Annotated in this window: 6 protein-coding genes; 1 reads left to right on the top strand and 5 read right to left on the bottom strand. The window is 59.2% G+C overall.

Annotated elements, in window-relative coordinates:
* Positions 1-118 precede the first annotated feature (118 nt).
* Positions 119-1,660 carry a PhoH family protein gene (locus tag JIN81_RS00455; RefSeq protein ID WP_200275114.1) on the bottom strand — a complete coding sequence of 514 codons (1,542 nt, stop codon included), beginning with the start codon at positions 1,658-1,660 and terminating at the stop codon, positions 119-121.
* A 411-nt stretch (positions 1,661-2,071) separates the two neighbouring features.
* Between JIN81_RS00455 and JIN81_RS00450 the strand changes: the two genes are divergently transcribed.
* Complete coding sequence (locus tag JIN81_RS00450) at positions 2,072-3,484, top strand: GH39 family glycosyl hydrolase (RefSeq protein ID WP_200275111.1); 1,413 nt, start codon at positions 2,072-2,074, stop codon at positions 3,482-3,484.
* A 2-nt stretch (positions 3,485-3,486) separates the two neighbouring features.
* Here the strand turns inward: JIN81_RS00450 and JIN81_RS00445 are convergent, their stop codons facing one another.
* From JIN81_RS00445 to JIN81_RS00430, 4 genes are all read right to left on the bottom strand, one after another.
* On the bottom strand, positions 3,487-8,877 hold the full coding sequence (locus JIN81_RS00445) for a chitobiase/beta-hexosaminidase C-terminal domain-containing protein (RefSeq protein ID WP_200275109.1): 5,391 nt from the start codon (positions 8,875-8,877) through the stop codon (positions 3,487-3,489).
* Positions 8,878-8,886: 9 nt separating this feature from the next.
* Complete coding sequence (locus JIN81_RS00440) at positions 8,887-10,446, bottom strand: sulfatase (protein ID WP_234044354.1); 1,560 nt, start codon at positions 10,444-10,446, stop codon at positions 8,887-8,889.
* Positions 10,443-13,991, bottom strand: a complete 3,549-nt coding sequence (locus JIN81_RS19380; RefSeq protein WP_200275096.1) for a 3-keto-alpha-glucoside-1,2-lyase-like domain-containing protein — start codon at positions 13,989-13,991, stop codon at positions 10,443-10,445. Before JIN81_RS19380 ends, JIN81_RS00440 begins: the two co-directional genes overlap by 4 nt.
* Positions 13,992-14,242: 251 nt before the next feature.
* The gene (locus JIN81_RS00430) at positions 14,243-16,081 is read right to left on the bottom strand and encodes an endo-1,4-beta-xylanase (protein WP_234044353.1); all 1,839 of its coding nucleotides are present in this window, start codon (positions 16,079-16,081) and stop codon (positions 14,243-14,245) included.
* Positions 16,082-16,373: the final 292 nt, after the last annotated feature.

The raw sequence follows: 16,373 nt of genomic DNA, 5'->3' as shown, positions 1-16,373 counted from the left end.
AGCGTCACAAGCCAAAGGCCCAGTGCTGTCCATCGCCTTCTCAACGGCGTCAGTAAAGCCAGCCGAACCGGAACTGTCAAACGCAGCGCCTTACGGATGGCTGATCTTGAAGGATTTCTCAGAGAAGTGTCGCTCCAGCCTCAGCCAGTTCAGACCGCTCGCCTCGATTCAGCGGGACGTGCGCCACAAAGGGCAGCCCCTTGAGTCGATTGCGGGTGTAGACCAAACCATTGCTCCGACTGTCGACATACGGGTTGTCGATCTGTGCCGGATCCCCGACCAGGACCAGCTTCGAGTCGCGCGACATGCGCGTCACCACCGTCTTCGCCTCTTGAGGGGTCAGCTGCTGCGCTTCATCCAGAACGAAAAACCGGTTCGGAATCGAACGCCCCCGGATGTAGGCAAGCGCCTCGACCTCGATGATCCCCTGCTCCAGCAATTCTTCGTAAGGTTTCTTGGCCGTGTTCTCCGCACCCGGCTTCTGCTTCCGGCGTGGCCCCGTGGCCTTCGGCGGACGCATCAGCAGGTCCAGCGCGTCATGGATCGGCTGAAGCCAGGGCCTCATCTTCTCCTCCATCGTGCCCGGCAGGAAGCCCAGCTGCTCGCCCATCGCCACCACCGGACGACTGACCGTCAGCCCGGTGTACTTGCGGTTGAACATCTCGTGCAGCCCCGCCGCCACCGCCACCAGCGTCTTGCCGGTTCCCGCATGACCGTAGCAGGTCACCAGGGAAATCTCGGGATTCAGCAGGGCGTCGATCAGGCAGCGCTGACCCAGATTCAGCGGCTTCAGCGCGATCCCGTCCGGAATCTTCAATGCCTCCGGAATTTGCAGCCTCACCAACCGGCCTTCGCTCGCAAGCCGCGCCGGCATCGTCTGCTTCTCGGAAGCCTCGAGCAGCACGTATTGATTCAACACCACCTCCTGACGCCGCTCGTGCGGCAGCACCAGTTCGCCGGAACTGGCGAAGCGCTGCATCTCGGCCGGATCCACCGGGATACGACGAATGTCGTACGTCGTCACCTCACGCGGGTCCACCTTGTCGTTCAGGTAGTCCTCACAGTCGATCCCGACCGCACGAGCCTTGAGTTGGAGATTGATGTCCTTGGTAACCAGGATCACGGGGGCCGCGTTGTGCTCCATCAGCAGCAGGGTCGCCGCCATGATGCGGTGGTCGACACGTTCCCGGTCCGGGAACACCCGGTGGAAATGGTTCAGCATCTCCGAGTTCTTCGGACAGGCCGTGGGATCGTAGATCACCATCCGTACCGTGCCGCCACCTTCCGTGGGCACACCCGCCGTGATCGCCGTCGAACTGGAAAACAACTCCGTCAGCTGACGGTGCACCCGCCTCGCATTCGCTCCACGCTCGGATTGCTCGGACTTGAATCGGTCGAGCTCCGCAAGCACATCCACCGGGATGCACAGGTGGTGCTCCTTGAACCGATTCAAACAGCCCGGATCATGAATCAGGACATTCGTATCCAGCACGAAATTCTTCACCACCTGGGAGGGTGCCTTGAGTCCGAACTCCACGGCCTGGGCCTTCTTCGAACTCGCCCTCTTCTTACCGTCCTTCCTCGCCGCCCCCCGTTTCGTGCTTCCGTCACTGGATTCCTCAAACAGATTGGACTGGGAGCCTTCGACACGCTGGATCATCGGGTAAATCGGGGGTGGTATTTAGTCGGCGGTTACAAGGGGACGAAGTATCCGACCGCCACCGGCCTCCGTCAGTCCGCATCTTGGCGGAAATTTTTGACCTGAAACTATCAAGCTGTCCGAACTATCTGCATCGTAGCACCAAGAAGCAATCAAATTCCGGAGTGATGCCACGCCAATCCGCACAAGGCGGCAACCGTCAGGAACTTGGAACGTGCGACTCCTTCGTCGCATCGCTGGGAATCCTCGCCATGCCACTCCCTCATCCTTTCTAACCCCGGAAGGATGCCGATACCTTAGGCATGCCGACAAACCGATCCCACCTTCGGCACCCCACCTGCCCGTGAAAGATCCCTCGACCCTTCCCCTTATCCCCCTTGGATTATTACCCACGATCCCCATCCTTCAGCCTTGAGATTTGCACTGTTCCTTTCGGTCTTTCTGACCCCCACGATTTCCTTGTTCAGCCAGGTCCGACTCGAGTGTGATTTCTCGGCACCTGAGAACCGTGGCAACGCGATGCACTACCACTGGGGCATCAGCAACCGCATCTCCCCCACCCGCGGGTTCAAGATCCCCGTCAGCGATCCCCCCTTCATCAACATCGTCCGACCACTCGGTGGGAAATCGAAAGACGGCAAGATGCTGATCCATGAAGACACCTGCAAGTGGGACGGAGCCAACTATGTGTACGACTGGAGCCCACTGAAGCAGCAGCTGGATTCGGTCATCAGGCGAGCCGCCGTCTACCAGGTCATGATCGACAACCCCCCATGGGCATTCCAGAGGGGCCTCAGCATCAGGGAGGACGAGCGGGTGGAGACCTACGGCAACGCATGGCCACCCGGCGACCCGAAAGCCTGGTCAGACTACATCAAGGCGATGATGACCGAACTCGTCGACACCTACGGCCCCACCAAGGTCGGCCGGTGGCGGTTCTGCATCGGACGGGAAATCGGAACCAAGGGGCACTGGCGTGGGTCCATGGCCGAATTCTTCGAGCATTACAGGAACACCGAACAGGCCATCCGATCCGTTCTGCCCGAGGCCAGGGTCGGCACCCACTTCCTCTGGGCATCCTCGAAGAATTCCTTCGGTCCCGACTTCGTCAAATGGTGCCACCGGCACCGAGTGCGCTACGATTTCGTCGGCGTCTCATACTACCCCTTCTTCAATCGCAAGGACCGTGTGGATCTCGACCATGTCTATCGGGTCGATTTCGCACCAATCAAGGACATCCCGGAGTGGAATGACCAGGCAGCGCTCGAGATCCACGAGTTCTCACTCATCGCGAGCATGAGCAAGAAGGGCAACAGCTTCGAGAATGCGCCGAAACCCCACCAAGAGTCGTTCACCGTGATGCTGGGGGCCATGATGTATGCCCATGACATGACCGATGTCTATCGCTGGGGCAGCGGAGCGGACAAGGTCGCTGAGAAGGCATTCCTCTCGATGCGTGGTGACACCTACTACAAACACTCGAAATCCGGCAAACCGAAGAAGCCCGGCAACATGGTGGACGCCGTATTCTCCCATGCCGTAGAGTCCAACCAATACAACCTCTTGGTTGCCAACTACAATGCCAACCCGAAGGCCGACCAAAGCGAAACCATCGATATTTCGATGACCGTTCCGTTCGCCCCGGGATCAAACATCACCTACCGCCAGGCCACCGGTCAGGGTGAGCGGGTTACTTGGACGGATTGGAGATCCACCCGGACCAGGGACTCATCAGAAAGCTCCACCTCGATCCTGCACCTTCAGCTTCCGCTTGCCCCATTCACCTTCAAGAAGATCGAGCTCCGCCCGAAGGACACACGCTGAACTCATTTCGACGTGACGTTCACACGATAGAAGCGGCGCCCATCAGGCGGCACCGGATCGAGAATCCGGATTCGACCGAACTCATCCTGGGGCGGCGGAAAGTCAGCCGAGGAATCGAACAACACCGTCGGGTTCGACCAGTCTTCCAGATTCCCGCTTGATTCCACAATCACCACAAGATCGTGACGCCGGGTTTCAAAGGGAAACTCAAGACCCATCCCCGTCCCGGTGCGGATGATCCGCGGCATATAGGCCAAAGCGCTCTCACCATCAGGCACGCCAAACGCATAGCGCAGCAGATTCTCGACCCCATCACCGAACGGCGCCGAAGCCGCACCCGAGATCGTGGCATCCGCGAGTTCCACCGCATTGAAGGTCACCTGCTGCCAATCCGCAAAAGTGCTGGGCAGAGATCCACCGCGCGTCACCTCCAGAATTCGCACTTGCTCGAATGGAGGAGCCAGGCCGAAGTCCGCCGCCACTGAGGCGACCGAAAAGTCATCCTCCAAGCTCCACCTTTCTCCATCAAATTCATGGAGCCCCGCACCGTCGGGCACGAACACCCGGACGGATGCCTGAGCAAGAGAGCGGTAGAGATCCTCTTGGAAAGGCACCATGATCCCACCCTGCGACACCGCATTCGGGCCCGCAGCCGCCCCTCTGAGATAAAAGTCCACACCCAGCACCCCGGTCGGGGCACTTTCGAGAATGGCCGTCGCATTGCTTGCCGCGGCCGAGTCTCCAAAAACCGGACCACCCGTATCTCCGAGGACCAACGCGTAGTGACTGGCACTGGAAGCCGGCGACTCGAGCAAGGTCTGCTTCAGAACAACCGTTCCCTCACCCCCGATCGCCCCGGTGCTTCCATGCCCGGTCAGCGTGGCCGTCGGAGACAGCTGCAATGTCGATCCAACCAGACCCTGAATCGCCAGTGTTCCTTGATCGATTTGTATCGGTTCAAGATAAGCACTTTGGTCAGCCGCAAGCACCAGGGTCCCTCCACCCGACTTGGTCAGTGAATGAGGGCCGCCGAGCGGCAGGGCGAGCTCAAGCGTGTTCGACGATCCATCGACATGGATGGACGTGGAGGAGACCAGCTCGACAGCCGATGAGATCACCGCATGGTTGTCGGAATTCTTGGGGTCGTAGCGGAGCGCTCCGCGCTTCCCGTATCCCAAATCATCCGCGAGTTCATCCCCCCGACCAAACCCGGAAAGATGCAACGGGCCTCCAAACAGGTAGTCCCGGGGGGACTCTCCCGGATCAGAACCGGACGTCAACCGAAGCTGCCCACCGGGAAGCACGGTGATCAATGCGCTCGCCGCCGGGGCAGCAGGCTCAGACACCTGAAGCACCCCACGCTCAATCCGCGTCACTCCCGTGTAGTTCTTTCCCAAGCCCGTCAGGGAGGCGACCCCCAACCCATCCTTGATGATCCCGCCAGGGCCACTCCAGCCGCCGCGGAGTCGCAGTGCCCCATGATCGTCGTCCCCGACAAGATGATCCACCGTCAACGTCAGAGGACCGGACAGCAACGTCCCGGCTTCCACTTCGAATTCGGCATAGCCTTCTCCCGAACCGGTAACCCGGATCTCCGAAGCTTCTGCTCCTTGATCAAAGGTCAGCGTGTTGCCGGTGCTCCGGTCACGAACCCGACTGCGGTTCGTCGAGTCCTCAAGCTCGAAGATGATTCTCCCCGCGGTCACCGGATTCCGGAGGTCCACATTCCGGTTCGCCCCAGCCACTCCAGGAATCACCGCCGACGCACCGACGCCATCCGGGTAGGGTCCGGGAGAGGTCGTCCAATTTGCGTTCTCGGTCCAATCAGCACTCACCAACGGAGTGAAAGTCGGATGCGCAAAGGGCAGGTTGAACTCCACATCGATCTCAGGACTCCAGTTGCCTCCGTCCAGCACCCGGGCCCGCACCCGCGTGTCCTCAGTCAGACTCACCGGACCCTGATAGGAGGTCCCGACCACCCCACCACCAGGATCCCTCGGATCACTCCCGTCCGTGGTGAAATAGATCGTGCCGCCGCTGTTGGGATTGCTGAGCACCATCTGGAATCCTGACAAAATCTCACCCCCATGCTGGTTGATGCCGGGCGCACTGACGGACGGCCACGCCCCCTCACCCGCCAGTTGTGAGAACATCGCGTTGTAGCGCGTCTGGTTGGCGATCCATCCCGTATACCAGGACGTCCGGAAACTCGTTCCTGTCGTTTCTAGAATGATGGGTGAGACTTCGTCCTTCAGTTCGTTGTAGATCGCAGAGATCTCCGACGTCACCAAGGCACCTCCGTTGAACAGGTGCTTCTGTGCCCGATCGGCCATCCGAAGCCGGAACTCGGGCGACTGCTTCAGCAGCGTGTAGATGGCAGGCACGTAAAGTCTCGTCGTGGTCTGCGCATCCCCAATCGTCAGATGCTCGGTGAAGGTATTCGTCGATGTGCTCCGCCCGGAGAAACCGAATGCCCCCTCCGCATCCCAGACATGGAACCTCCATCGCCCGACCGAACTGCGCTCACGCGCCGCAATCCAGTTGTTGTGAGGCCAATCACCCATGGCCGCGTAGGCATTGACCAGGATGTAGTCGATGTAGTTGTCGACATCGAGGTAGTCATGCACCCCGGCATATCCCGACGTCGTCGTGAGATCCGCCGTCCTCAAATAGGAAATCATCTTGTTCCAGTGGGTAGGATCGCCACTCGAGAAGCTGTTTACCTGTTGGACATCCCAGGAGGCCTCACTGTTGTAGTGGGTCTGCATGAAACCTTCACGAATGCGCTCGGCAGTATTGTAATAGCCCTTGTAGACACCGTTGATCCAAAGTGTGTGGAACGTCCCATAGCTGCCGATCTGACCGGTATTGATGAAGATCCGCCGCATCAACTCATCCTTGATGAAGGGATTGTACCAGTCGTTCTTCCCCGCCCGGACCCGAAGGCTGTCGAACTGCGTCACCGTGTTGCTTCCGAAGAAGGGGTAAGCCAGAGGCCGATTCCCGAACTCAGGTCGGAAGAAGACATTCATCGACGGCTTCTGGAACTTCGTCGACGAAGTGGAAGTCGACGTGAAGGGCTGATCCATTGGATCCGTGATCGTGTAGCGCTTCCTGGTGTGCCCACTACCCGCCACCCGCAGGCCGAGCTCCGTGCGCAATGGTTCCCCGGCGAGAGGCAGATACTCGAGCGCACCGTATTTCTCACTCGAGCGCCCACTGCCGGTCGGATGATTGAATGCGGTCGTCTCTCCATTGGAGTTCCACTGCCCGTTGACATAGGTCCCGCCATGGATCGCGAAGATCCCTTCGCCATCGACCGGACCATCCGCAGCATTTGATCCGTAGAACGTCTTCGCTGGATCCCCCGAAAGACACATGGCCGGAAGCCCCTGATAGACCGAGCCCTGACCGACGAGATACGTATGCGTTACCGTCTCGGACGGGATCGAACCCACCAGGAACGCACGGGCCCGCACCACGGTATTCTCGCTGACAGGGATCGATCCCGTATAAACCACTCCATCCAAGGGGTCCGTGCCATCAAGAGTGTAGCGAAACGTCGCACCCTGGGTGGAACTGGAAAGCTGAACACTGATCGGTGACGGATGAAAGCCCCCCTCGATGCTGAACTGCGGTTTCCCCGGCGCAGGATTCAATACCAAGCCTTGGTTGGCTGCGCCCGGAGTACCGATCTCCAGAAAACCGAAAGCTCCGTCGCTCTGTCGCCCATAGGTGTATCGCCATGTCTGCGCCGGATACCCGGTGACGAACTCATCCTCAACCAGCCCATCGGGACGGGTCAGAATGAGGCGTTCGCCGGACGACGAGAGCTTGAAGTTCGTATGCGCATAGCTGGTCGCCCCATCCGCGGGATCCAGATCCAACCCGCTTGCAATGACCACATAGTATCCATTCTCCGGGATCACGGCCCCGGCGGGAAAATCCCACTTTCCGGGTTTGTCTGCCTCATCACTGAGCGACCATCCATCCAGTGCTATCGGCACCGAAGCGGTATTCCGGATCTCGATCCAATCATTCTCAGAATCGGGAGGATCCTCGATCGTGCCGGTATCATCTTCTGGATCATCATCCTGGATCCCATCCGGCTCGGACACCCCAAGAAAGTACTTCACCGCATCATCCGGCGCGACCAGTGTGCGCGGGCTCGAGCCAGTGGTCCGCAGAGTGGCTCGCGCGATGACATCCGAACTTCCTACGGACGCATTGTGCAACTGGATGCCCATGATGTTGTCGCCCGCCACGAGCAACTCACGAGCTTCGGCCAGGGCCACCGTGGTCGATCGATCCAGCGGATTGCCCCCATCCCCGGTCGCCGGATGGTTGTTGTCAGCCAACACGTCATGAGCGGTCGGCACCCCCTCGATTCCGACATTCCCCCGGAAAACCTCCTTGCCATTGAGATAGACAATCATTCCGTCATCGAAGTCGACATCCAGGGAAAGAGGGAATGCCGAGTCCGCCTCGGCCTGCGTGACCGAGAACGAGTGCCTGAGGTAAACCGACGGGGTGACATTCCTCATCTCACTCTCGAGATCGACCCCCACCGCATAGTCCGGGGGACTGGAAGCATCAAACCCGACCGGTCCAACACCCGTCGGCCAACCGGTGTCATTGAATGAATTGGTTGCCCATGCGACGTCCGGTGCCGACTCGGAAGTCGCACGAACCTGCTTGTGATCCACCAATCCTCCCGATGGCTCTGCCAGTCCGGCGAAGTATTTCCATTCGGTCTCGCCATCACTGAGCACCGAGCCTCCAGCAAGCCGGAGATCCGCGTCCATCAGAAGATCACCATTGGAGACTGAGTGATTGTGAACCTGGATCGCGAGCAGATTGTCCCCCTCCTCCAGCAACGAGCTTGCAACTCCCAGATTGATCGTCTCGAGGGCCGTACTCGAATGGGTAAGGTGGGACGGTTGGTCCCGGTAGGCAAACATGCCCGGCAACCCCATGTTGCGGCGGGCAATTTCAACCCCATTGAGAAACGCAATGAAGCCATCGTTGTAGCGCACGGACAGCTGGAGGGTCGTGCCACTCTGAGCTTCGCTCATCGACACACCGAAGGTCTTCCTGAGGTACAGACTCGGCGTCCTTCCCTGCACGTCTCCGGAAACATCGGTGCCAAGGACAACTCCGGACAAACTTCCGAAGCCGAACGGGCCATCCCCCGTCAGCCATGCACGGTCGTCGAAGTCATCCGACTGCCACGGTACCGTATTCCCGACCCGTGGATACACGCCGGATTCACGCACCAGCAATCGATCCGAATGCGTGGCTGAGATCTCATTGATCAGCAGTTGGGCCTCACTCCTGTCGACGAACGTGCCAACGAGAAGGAAAGCAGGGATTACTCCAAGCAGGGTTTTCATGGGGAATTACTATTTCTGATAGACCTTGCTGTCCCCGACCCTGCGGGCCGCATCCAACTGTTCCGACAACCGCGTCACCAACTCCGCCCGCTCGGGATCATCTGCCAGATTCACTGCGGGCACCGGACTTTCGTGATGGTCATAGAGTTCGCGGAAAACGACCTTCTTCGTTCCGGACTGGATCCACTCCGTGTAACGCCAGCGACCATCTCTCAGGCTGTATCCCATGGTCGAACCCCGCGCATACTGACTCAGCGCATACGACCGGAGTTCGTGACCGGGATCCCTGAGCAGCGGTTCGAGACTCAGACCGTCCCGCCGGGCGGGAACCTCTCCCCCGGTCAACTCGGCAAGCGTCGGGAAGATATCGACCATCTCGACAAAGGACTTCGACCGCCCTCCTCGTAGCCGACCCGGCGCGGAAACAATGAACGGGACACGGGTATCCAATTCAAAGTTGGTGTGTTTGCACCAGGCACCGAACTCCCCCAGCTTGTAGCCGTGGTCACCCCAGAGAATGACGATGGTCTTCTCACGTAGCCCGAGCCGCTCCAGCTCGGCCATGACCTTTCCTACCTGGGCGTCGGCATAGCTCACGCAAGCCGCATACCCATGTTTGAGTTCCTTCGTTTGATCGTCGGTCAGAGGGCCCTGCTCCGGCATGCCAAGGTAGGCACGAAGTTCACCCCACGGCGTGAATGCCAGGCTTGGTGCCCCCACCGGCAAGCCGCGGTCCGGCACGTCGAACAGGTCCCGCTCGTACAGGTCCCAGTAGCGCTTGGGAGCAGCGAAGGGCAGATGCGGTTTGGCGAAGCCCACACACATCAAGAACGGGCGGTCCCGGTTCTTCCGCAGGGACTCGATGGCCTGATTGGCAACCTGACCATCCGGATACGCTTCATCCTCCACTTCAGCCATCTCGACGGCTGGACCTTTTTCAAGCGTCCGCATCTCATCAACACCCAGCCCCTTCTTCTTTCCCTCCGCGACGCGCTGTTTGATCGCCTCCAGCGTCTTCGGGTTGGCATACTTCACGGCCGACTTCGTCACCAGATCCGACCAGCTCTCGCTATCGTCACGACCATGATGATAGACCTTGCCATACGAGCAGGTGACATAGCCCCTCTTTCTGAAATAGCCGGGAAGCGTCAGCGCCTTTGGCTGAACCTTCGTCAACGGAGTGAAGAGCCCGCTAATCCCCGTGTTGTCCGGATACTGCCCCGTCATCATGCTGATGCGCGAGGGCGCACAAAGCGCCTGCTGGCAGTAGGCACGCTCGAAGAGAACCCCTTCCTTCGCCAACTTGTCGATGGCCGGACTCTTGATGGAATCAGCCCCGTAACAGTTGAGCTCCGGCCTCAGGTCATCGATGAAGAAGATGAGCACGTTCTTCCTGTCGCTGGAATCCGCAAAGAGCGGACATGCCAGAAACAGCATGACCGCAAGCATCCCACATCCGCGGACAAAGGACAGCCTGCTTCGATTCATCTCGACCGCAGATGCGGAACTGATCGAGGCGAGATTGCTTCCCTCCAACGTTTCATTGCCATCGACAGAAGACTTCCTCATTTCCCCAAGACGTATGCGAGGAGGTCCCGGAGTTCCTCTTCGTTGAGCTGATTGATCAAACCACCCGGCATCGGAGAGACCGGCGACGCTTCCATCTTCACCACGTCGCCCCGCTCGACCTCCACGGTTTGATCGAAGTTGAACGGGTTCACTGCGACGATCCAGCGGTCATCCTTCTCCTCCTTGATCCGGCCCACCACCTGAGTGCCGTCCTTCTTGGTCAGCACGTCGAAGGAATACTGGTCGGACACTTCCTGGCTGGGTTCGATCAACGCGACCGCAAGGTCCTTCACCGTGAATCGTCCTCCGAGGTTCGACAGCTCGGGTCCGGCGGCACCGCCTTGGCCCCCGTAGCTGTGACAGGCCGCACAGAGCGCCGCTTTGAACATCTTCTCCCCATGAACCGGGTCCGCACCCTCAAACCCCTTGCGGGCAAGCTCTTCGACACCCTCGACGGTCCACACCCGGCCCGGCCCCTTCGCCACGGGAAGGTCAGCGAGCGGATCCTTGGTCGTCGTTGGCACGAAATCCTTCAACCACTCCCGCTCTTCCGGCGTCGCGGTGAGCAAGGTTTGCTTCGTGAGGTCCTTCAGGAATCCATCATAGGACTTTCCTCCACTCTTCGAATCCAGACGCTTCAACCAGTTGAAGAAACGTTCCCGTTCACTGCGGTCCCATGGACCAGGGACGGTCCGCAATGCATACACGTAGTGGATGACCCGTGCCGGAGGCTGAGCCTCAAGCATCTGCTTCACCGTGGAGCCGTAGCGCTGATTCCGCTCGGCGATGGCCAGCCAATCGGGAGCGACCGGAGGCGGCGCCGTGTCCATGAGTGCAAGCGTTCTGCCAACCACACCCGGAGCATTCAGGTAGGCCAGCATCCGCACCAGCTCCGCATTGAGATCGTCGTTCCGTGCCGGATAGGAGGCGTCGATCGTTTTCAACACACTGATCCTCTCCTTCTCGGTGGCTCCATCCCCACGGATGAAGGCAAGCCCGGCCGCACGTAGCCATGCAAGCTGCTGTTGGAGTTCCAGATTGCCGAACTCCAGAGCCGTGAGGAACGGCAACATCTCCTTGGCCCGGGCTCCCTTGTGGAGGCGCGCCTGAATGATCGCCGACTGAATCGTTTCCCACGGCTTTCCCCGAACCCTGCCCAGATTCGAGGGGATCTCCTTGGGATGAATCTCGAAGTAGAGACGGGACTTCTGCCGGAGCGTGCGGTCCGAGGATGAGAGCCCGGCAAGTGCCTGGCTCATGTTCAGTTCGGGGGCCAGCTTGTCCGAATACGCCACCGGGTTGACCGGATCGTCACCGACATAAGTCACCCTCCAGACCGCCGAGTCGGTCCGGCGTCCACCGGTCAGGAAATACATCGCGCCGTCCTTGCCGATCGCGGCATCAGTCAACGGAAGCCCGTCGCCCGCGACCAACTCCTCGGTCTTTGCATGATAGGTGGATCCATCCTTCTCAAGATGGACGACATGGATCGTTCCGAACGTCCAATCGAGTGCGTAGAGCGCGCGCTGATACTTCTCGGGAAAGGCCGCACCTTTGCCGGAAAGCAATCCGGTCGGTGACCCCGGGCCGATATTCACCACCTCGGGCATGCTGTCCTCGGAGTAGCTCGGCCACTTGCCGGTGCCATTGCGCCACCCCATGTCGGCCCCCGACACGACATGATTGATCCGGGTGGGCCGATACCATGGCATGCCGAGATCCCACTCCATGTCCGCGTCGTAGGTGAAAAGGTCGCCGTGTGCATTGAAGGCAATATCGTACTCGTTCCGGAGTCCCATCCCCATCAACTGCCAGTCCGACCCGTCCGGCTTGAAGCGCGCGATCCAACCACCGGGCGCCATCGTCCGCGCTGCGTGCCCCCGCGCATCCGGGCGCCTTGGCAGCAAGTGGTCCTCGTCCCACACACGGGGCACCCATGAGCGATCCATCTCGGGAAGCTCCGTCTTGTTGCCTGCACAGAAATAAATCCATTGCCCGTCCGGCGATGGAATCAAGGAGTGAGGGCCATGCTCACCACTGCCTTTGAACCCCTTGAGGAGTTCCGGCTTGCCGAACTTGCCGGTCCCCTCAGAGCGGACCCGGTACACCCCCTTCTTGACCGACTTGCTTTCGTTGACCGTGACGTAAAGGGAGTCCTGGAACCATAGGAGTCCGTGGATGCCATCAAGAGGGATCGGCAGCGGATTCACCACACCCGTCTCGGAATCAAGCTGATAGATCTTCCCATACTGGTCACCGCAGATCAGCCGACCGTCAGGCGCGATCGTAATCGCCACCCACGACCCCTCGGAAGCTGGCACCTTGCGAACCTGCTCCAACCGGAAGCCCGGAAGCACCGCGAAACGATGCCTGCCCTCCGCCCCCTTCTCTCCAGCGCCGCGATCGCCCGGCTTCCCCATGAGGTCGCCCCACGGAGCGTCACCCATCGTTCTCACCACGGTCGCCTGACGCCATCCTTCCATGGAGAACTCCGGCTCCAGCCAACCGTCGGCGGATTCCGAAGCAACCATCCACGTATCATCCGTGGTGAGCTCCGCCTCAGTCCCTCCAGCCAGCACAATCGAGAGCTTCAAGGCCATCGCCGCGATTCCACCTTCATTCCGCCCCTCCACGGCAATCACATTGCGGCCCGGTTTCAGGTGACCCACCACATCGTGACGCACCACCCTGCTCCAGTCCATTTGCATGCCCAGGTCGTGACCATTCACCCACGTGCGCTGCGCGTTGTCGCACACCGCGATCAACTCCGCCCCCTCGAATCCATCTGGAAGCACGAACTCCTTGCGAAAGAACACCTTCTCATTCGGCCGGGCTTTCCGACTGCTCCAGATCCATCTCACCGGTTGGGCCTGGGTCATCTTCCGGTCATCGTCCGAACGCTTGCTCGTCTCCTCCGCAGCAGGCAGATCCGAAAGCACGATGTCCTTGAACTCGGCAATCATGGGCGGTCCCTTGTGCAATTGCAGCCCGAGGAATCCGTCCATGCTTCGCTTCGACTCATCCTCGTCGATCAACTCGATGGCCAACTCACCATTCACATAGTGCCTGAGCACCTTGCCGCGGGCGACGATCCGATAGTCATTCCATTGTTTCAGATCAGCGTCGGCCGCGGGCAACTTGCCTGTGACCTTGGGTTTCCCCCCTTCCGGAACCACGACCTTCTCACCTCGCCGACACAGAATCCCGCGGCCCTTTTCTTCATAGACCATTCCGAGGAACTCCCCTTTCGGGTGCAGATCCATCTGGTAGCCGCTCATTCGCCACGCCGCCTTGTCGATCACCTTGCTGCGATACTGCACCCCCGAGTTGCTGGCAGACACACGGGCCTTGTAGCGAAGCTCGAAATCACCCGGCACGTCGCCATCGTAGATCAAGAAGGTGTTCGCCTTGATGGCCCGGTCCTGCTCATCCGTGCGCCCGATGATCACCCCATTCTCAACAGTCCAAAGCCGTGGATCCCCGGACCATCCTTCGAGATCCCGACCATTGAAGAGCGACTTCTCCGCCGCCCCGACCCAGGTCACGACAGAGAAAAATAGAGGAAGAAAAAGTGATGAAATTTTCACAGGCCGCTTCCTACTAAGAAACGTTCCTCATCCTATCAAGAACCGTTGCCTCATCGGTCAAAAGAACCCGTTTTTGTCCCTTGTTTGCGGGACAAAAGCGGACTCGAAGAGAGCCTTCTGCCCAAGATCCCTGATCGGCGATCCGGACCACCTCGACATGACGACTCCTGCCACATCCCCCGGTCGCGATACGGCTCCAAGCCTTCGGCCTACTTAAGGCGAATGACTTGGCTGGAGCCGTCGCGAGTCAGTGAAAGCTCAGCCGTTGCCACCTGATCATCGTAATCCACCGTGATCTCATAGCTTCCGAGGAATCCCCGAATGGAACACTCTCCGCTCTCGTTCGTCGTCGCCGATTCACGGGTCCACCACTGATTCCTCACCAGATCGACGAATACTTTCCCGACCGGCTTCAGGCTCCAATCCGCCCGCCACAGCGCGGCGTGGGGTTTCCAGTGAGCATTCTCCCAGAAACCCCACTGAACGATCCCGACGAAGTTCGGATGACTGAAGCTCGCAATCATCACATCGCGATAATAGTCCGCCTGCAGCGATTCATCGTCACCTACTTCGACATCGAACTCGCTCAATTGAAGACGAGGAGCGATTTCCGCAAAGTCGTCGTAAACCTGCAACAACTCCTCGGGGGGAGTCAGCGAGGTCTGATCAAAATGGGCCATGAAACCTACAACATCCGGAGCCTGACCATGCTCGTTGAGATACCGGATGATCCGCTTGTAAGGTTCACGCTTGTAGCCATCAGGAAGCACCTTGCCCTCGTTCACTGCATGCCGTGCATCCGGAGCGAGGCGCCGCGCTTCCTTCATCACGTCGACATAGATGTCCAATCCACCATACTCGATCTCATAGGTGTGCTTGCCCCACGCCACGATGTGATTGAGGGTATCCCATTCATTCACGAACCCATTGGTGCGAGGGAGCACATCGGCCATGTGCTCCCACAGCCACTTGCGGTGCCCCTTGGGGTCGCCGACGAACTGTTTCTCCATCGGGTTATAGTCAATGGCTCCCCAGGCGATGTAGTGCCCACGAATATCGATCCCCTGTTCCTGCAGCCACGGAACCGCCTCTTGAGTGAACACCCGGAAGCGCTCCTGCCAGCCAGGATTCTTCCCATTGGCCAGCTTCCACGCGTGCGGCCTCAGGGAGCTCTCGAAAGTCACTGCACTGCAGTAGTCTTTGACGATCTGGCGATACTTCTCGACGTCTTCGTAGGAAACTCTGACCTGATTCCCATCGATATCCTTTGTGAAGGGCAGCTTGTCCTCGGTCGCACCGAGAATGGCGGATCGGACCGTATTGCCGAACTGAAAGGCATGCCGTTGCATCTCGACCTTCACCTTCGCCCCCTTGACCGGTTCCCCATCCACATCGAGCACCTTGATCGTGAGATCCCCTTTGCGAATCCTCTCGATCCGCTCCAATGCCTTCTGCCTCCAGTCCGCATCCACTTCCCGTCCCCGGTAGCTGATGGCCGACTCAGGCAGGTCCTCCACCTTCATCTCGGTCCCAAAGTTGATCAGACGAAGGTCCCCGATCTCGATCTCTGGCCCTGCCGTTCCGAGATGAAACCCGACGTTCCCCTTGCCCGGATCGAAATCGGATGGGGACTCGAACGCCTTCACATGCTGCTGCCATGCCCGGTAGGCTGAGAACATGTAAGCATGGCGCTTCCTGCCACCTCCCTGCTGGAGATACAGCGAGACGGGACCCGGTTCACCACCAGCGCCCGGGCGTCGAATCCAGAAGGAAATCAACATCACGTCGCCCTTCCTGACCCCCCTCTTCAAAGGCACCATCAGCTGCACATCCTTCGCCTCCTTGACCTTTCCTTTATTGAAGGTGAGGTGAAATGCTTTCCCAACAGGAGCATCCTCCATGGCCTTCCAATCGCCTTCGGCTCCAACCTCTTTCTCATGGACGCGGAGCTTGCCGGCTGGGCCGAACGCAACCGATTCCTTGCCTCCTTCTGGTGGCTGAATGGGCTCTGCGCCAATGGATGGTCCAGCCACGAGCAGGTGAGCCATCACCAACATGGCGATCCTCCTGAAACCAGGGAATCCCGCTGACCCATCAGCTTGCCACTTCCATTGATTCATTGTCTGATTCATCATTTCCGCTTCAGTCGGTGATCGCGTTCCAGCGCTGAAACGGAACATGGCTACCGTTACATCATCCTCACGGAAAACTTAACTCGGAGGATATTGCTCTGCTGCAAATTCTCAGAAAATCTGGATCGAAATGCATCATTATTCCGACCCATGCCTGTCATCCTCGTTCTTGTTGAAGGACTCATCCTCAGCCGACGCCCGAGGATGA

Origin of the sequence: Haloferula rosea (assembly GCF_016595525.1) — a bacterium.
Taxonomy (GTDB): Bacteria; Verrucomicrobiota; Verrucomicrobiia; order Verrucomicrobiales; family Akkermansiaceae; genus Haloferula; species Haloferula rosea.
This window is presented reverse-complemented; position numbering and strand designations above follow the sequence as displayed.

Bases quoted from the DNA above. Each gene is read 5' to 3' on its own strand.
- JIN81_RS00455 (WP_200275114.1), bottom strand. From the start codon at position 1,660: ATGATCCAGCGTGTCGAAGGCTCCCAGTCCAATCTGTTTGAGGAATCC.
- JIN81_RS00445 (WP_200275109.1), bottom strand. From the start codon at position 8,877: ATGAAAACCCTGCTTGGAGTAATCCCTGCTTTCCTTCTCGTTGGCACG.
- JIN81_RS00440 (WP_234044354.1), bottom strand. From the start codon at position 10,446: ATGAGGAAGTCTTCTGTCGATGGCAATGAAACGTTGGAGGGAAGCAAT.
- JIN81_RS00430 (WP_234044353.1), bottom strand. From the start codon at position 16,081: ATGGCTCACCTGCTCGTGGCTGGACCATCCATTGGCGCAGAGCCCATT.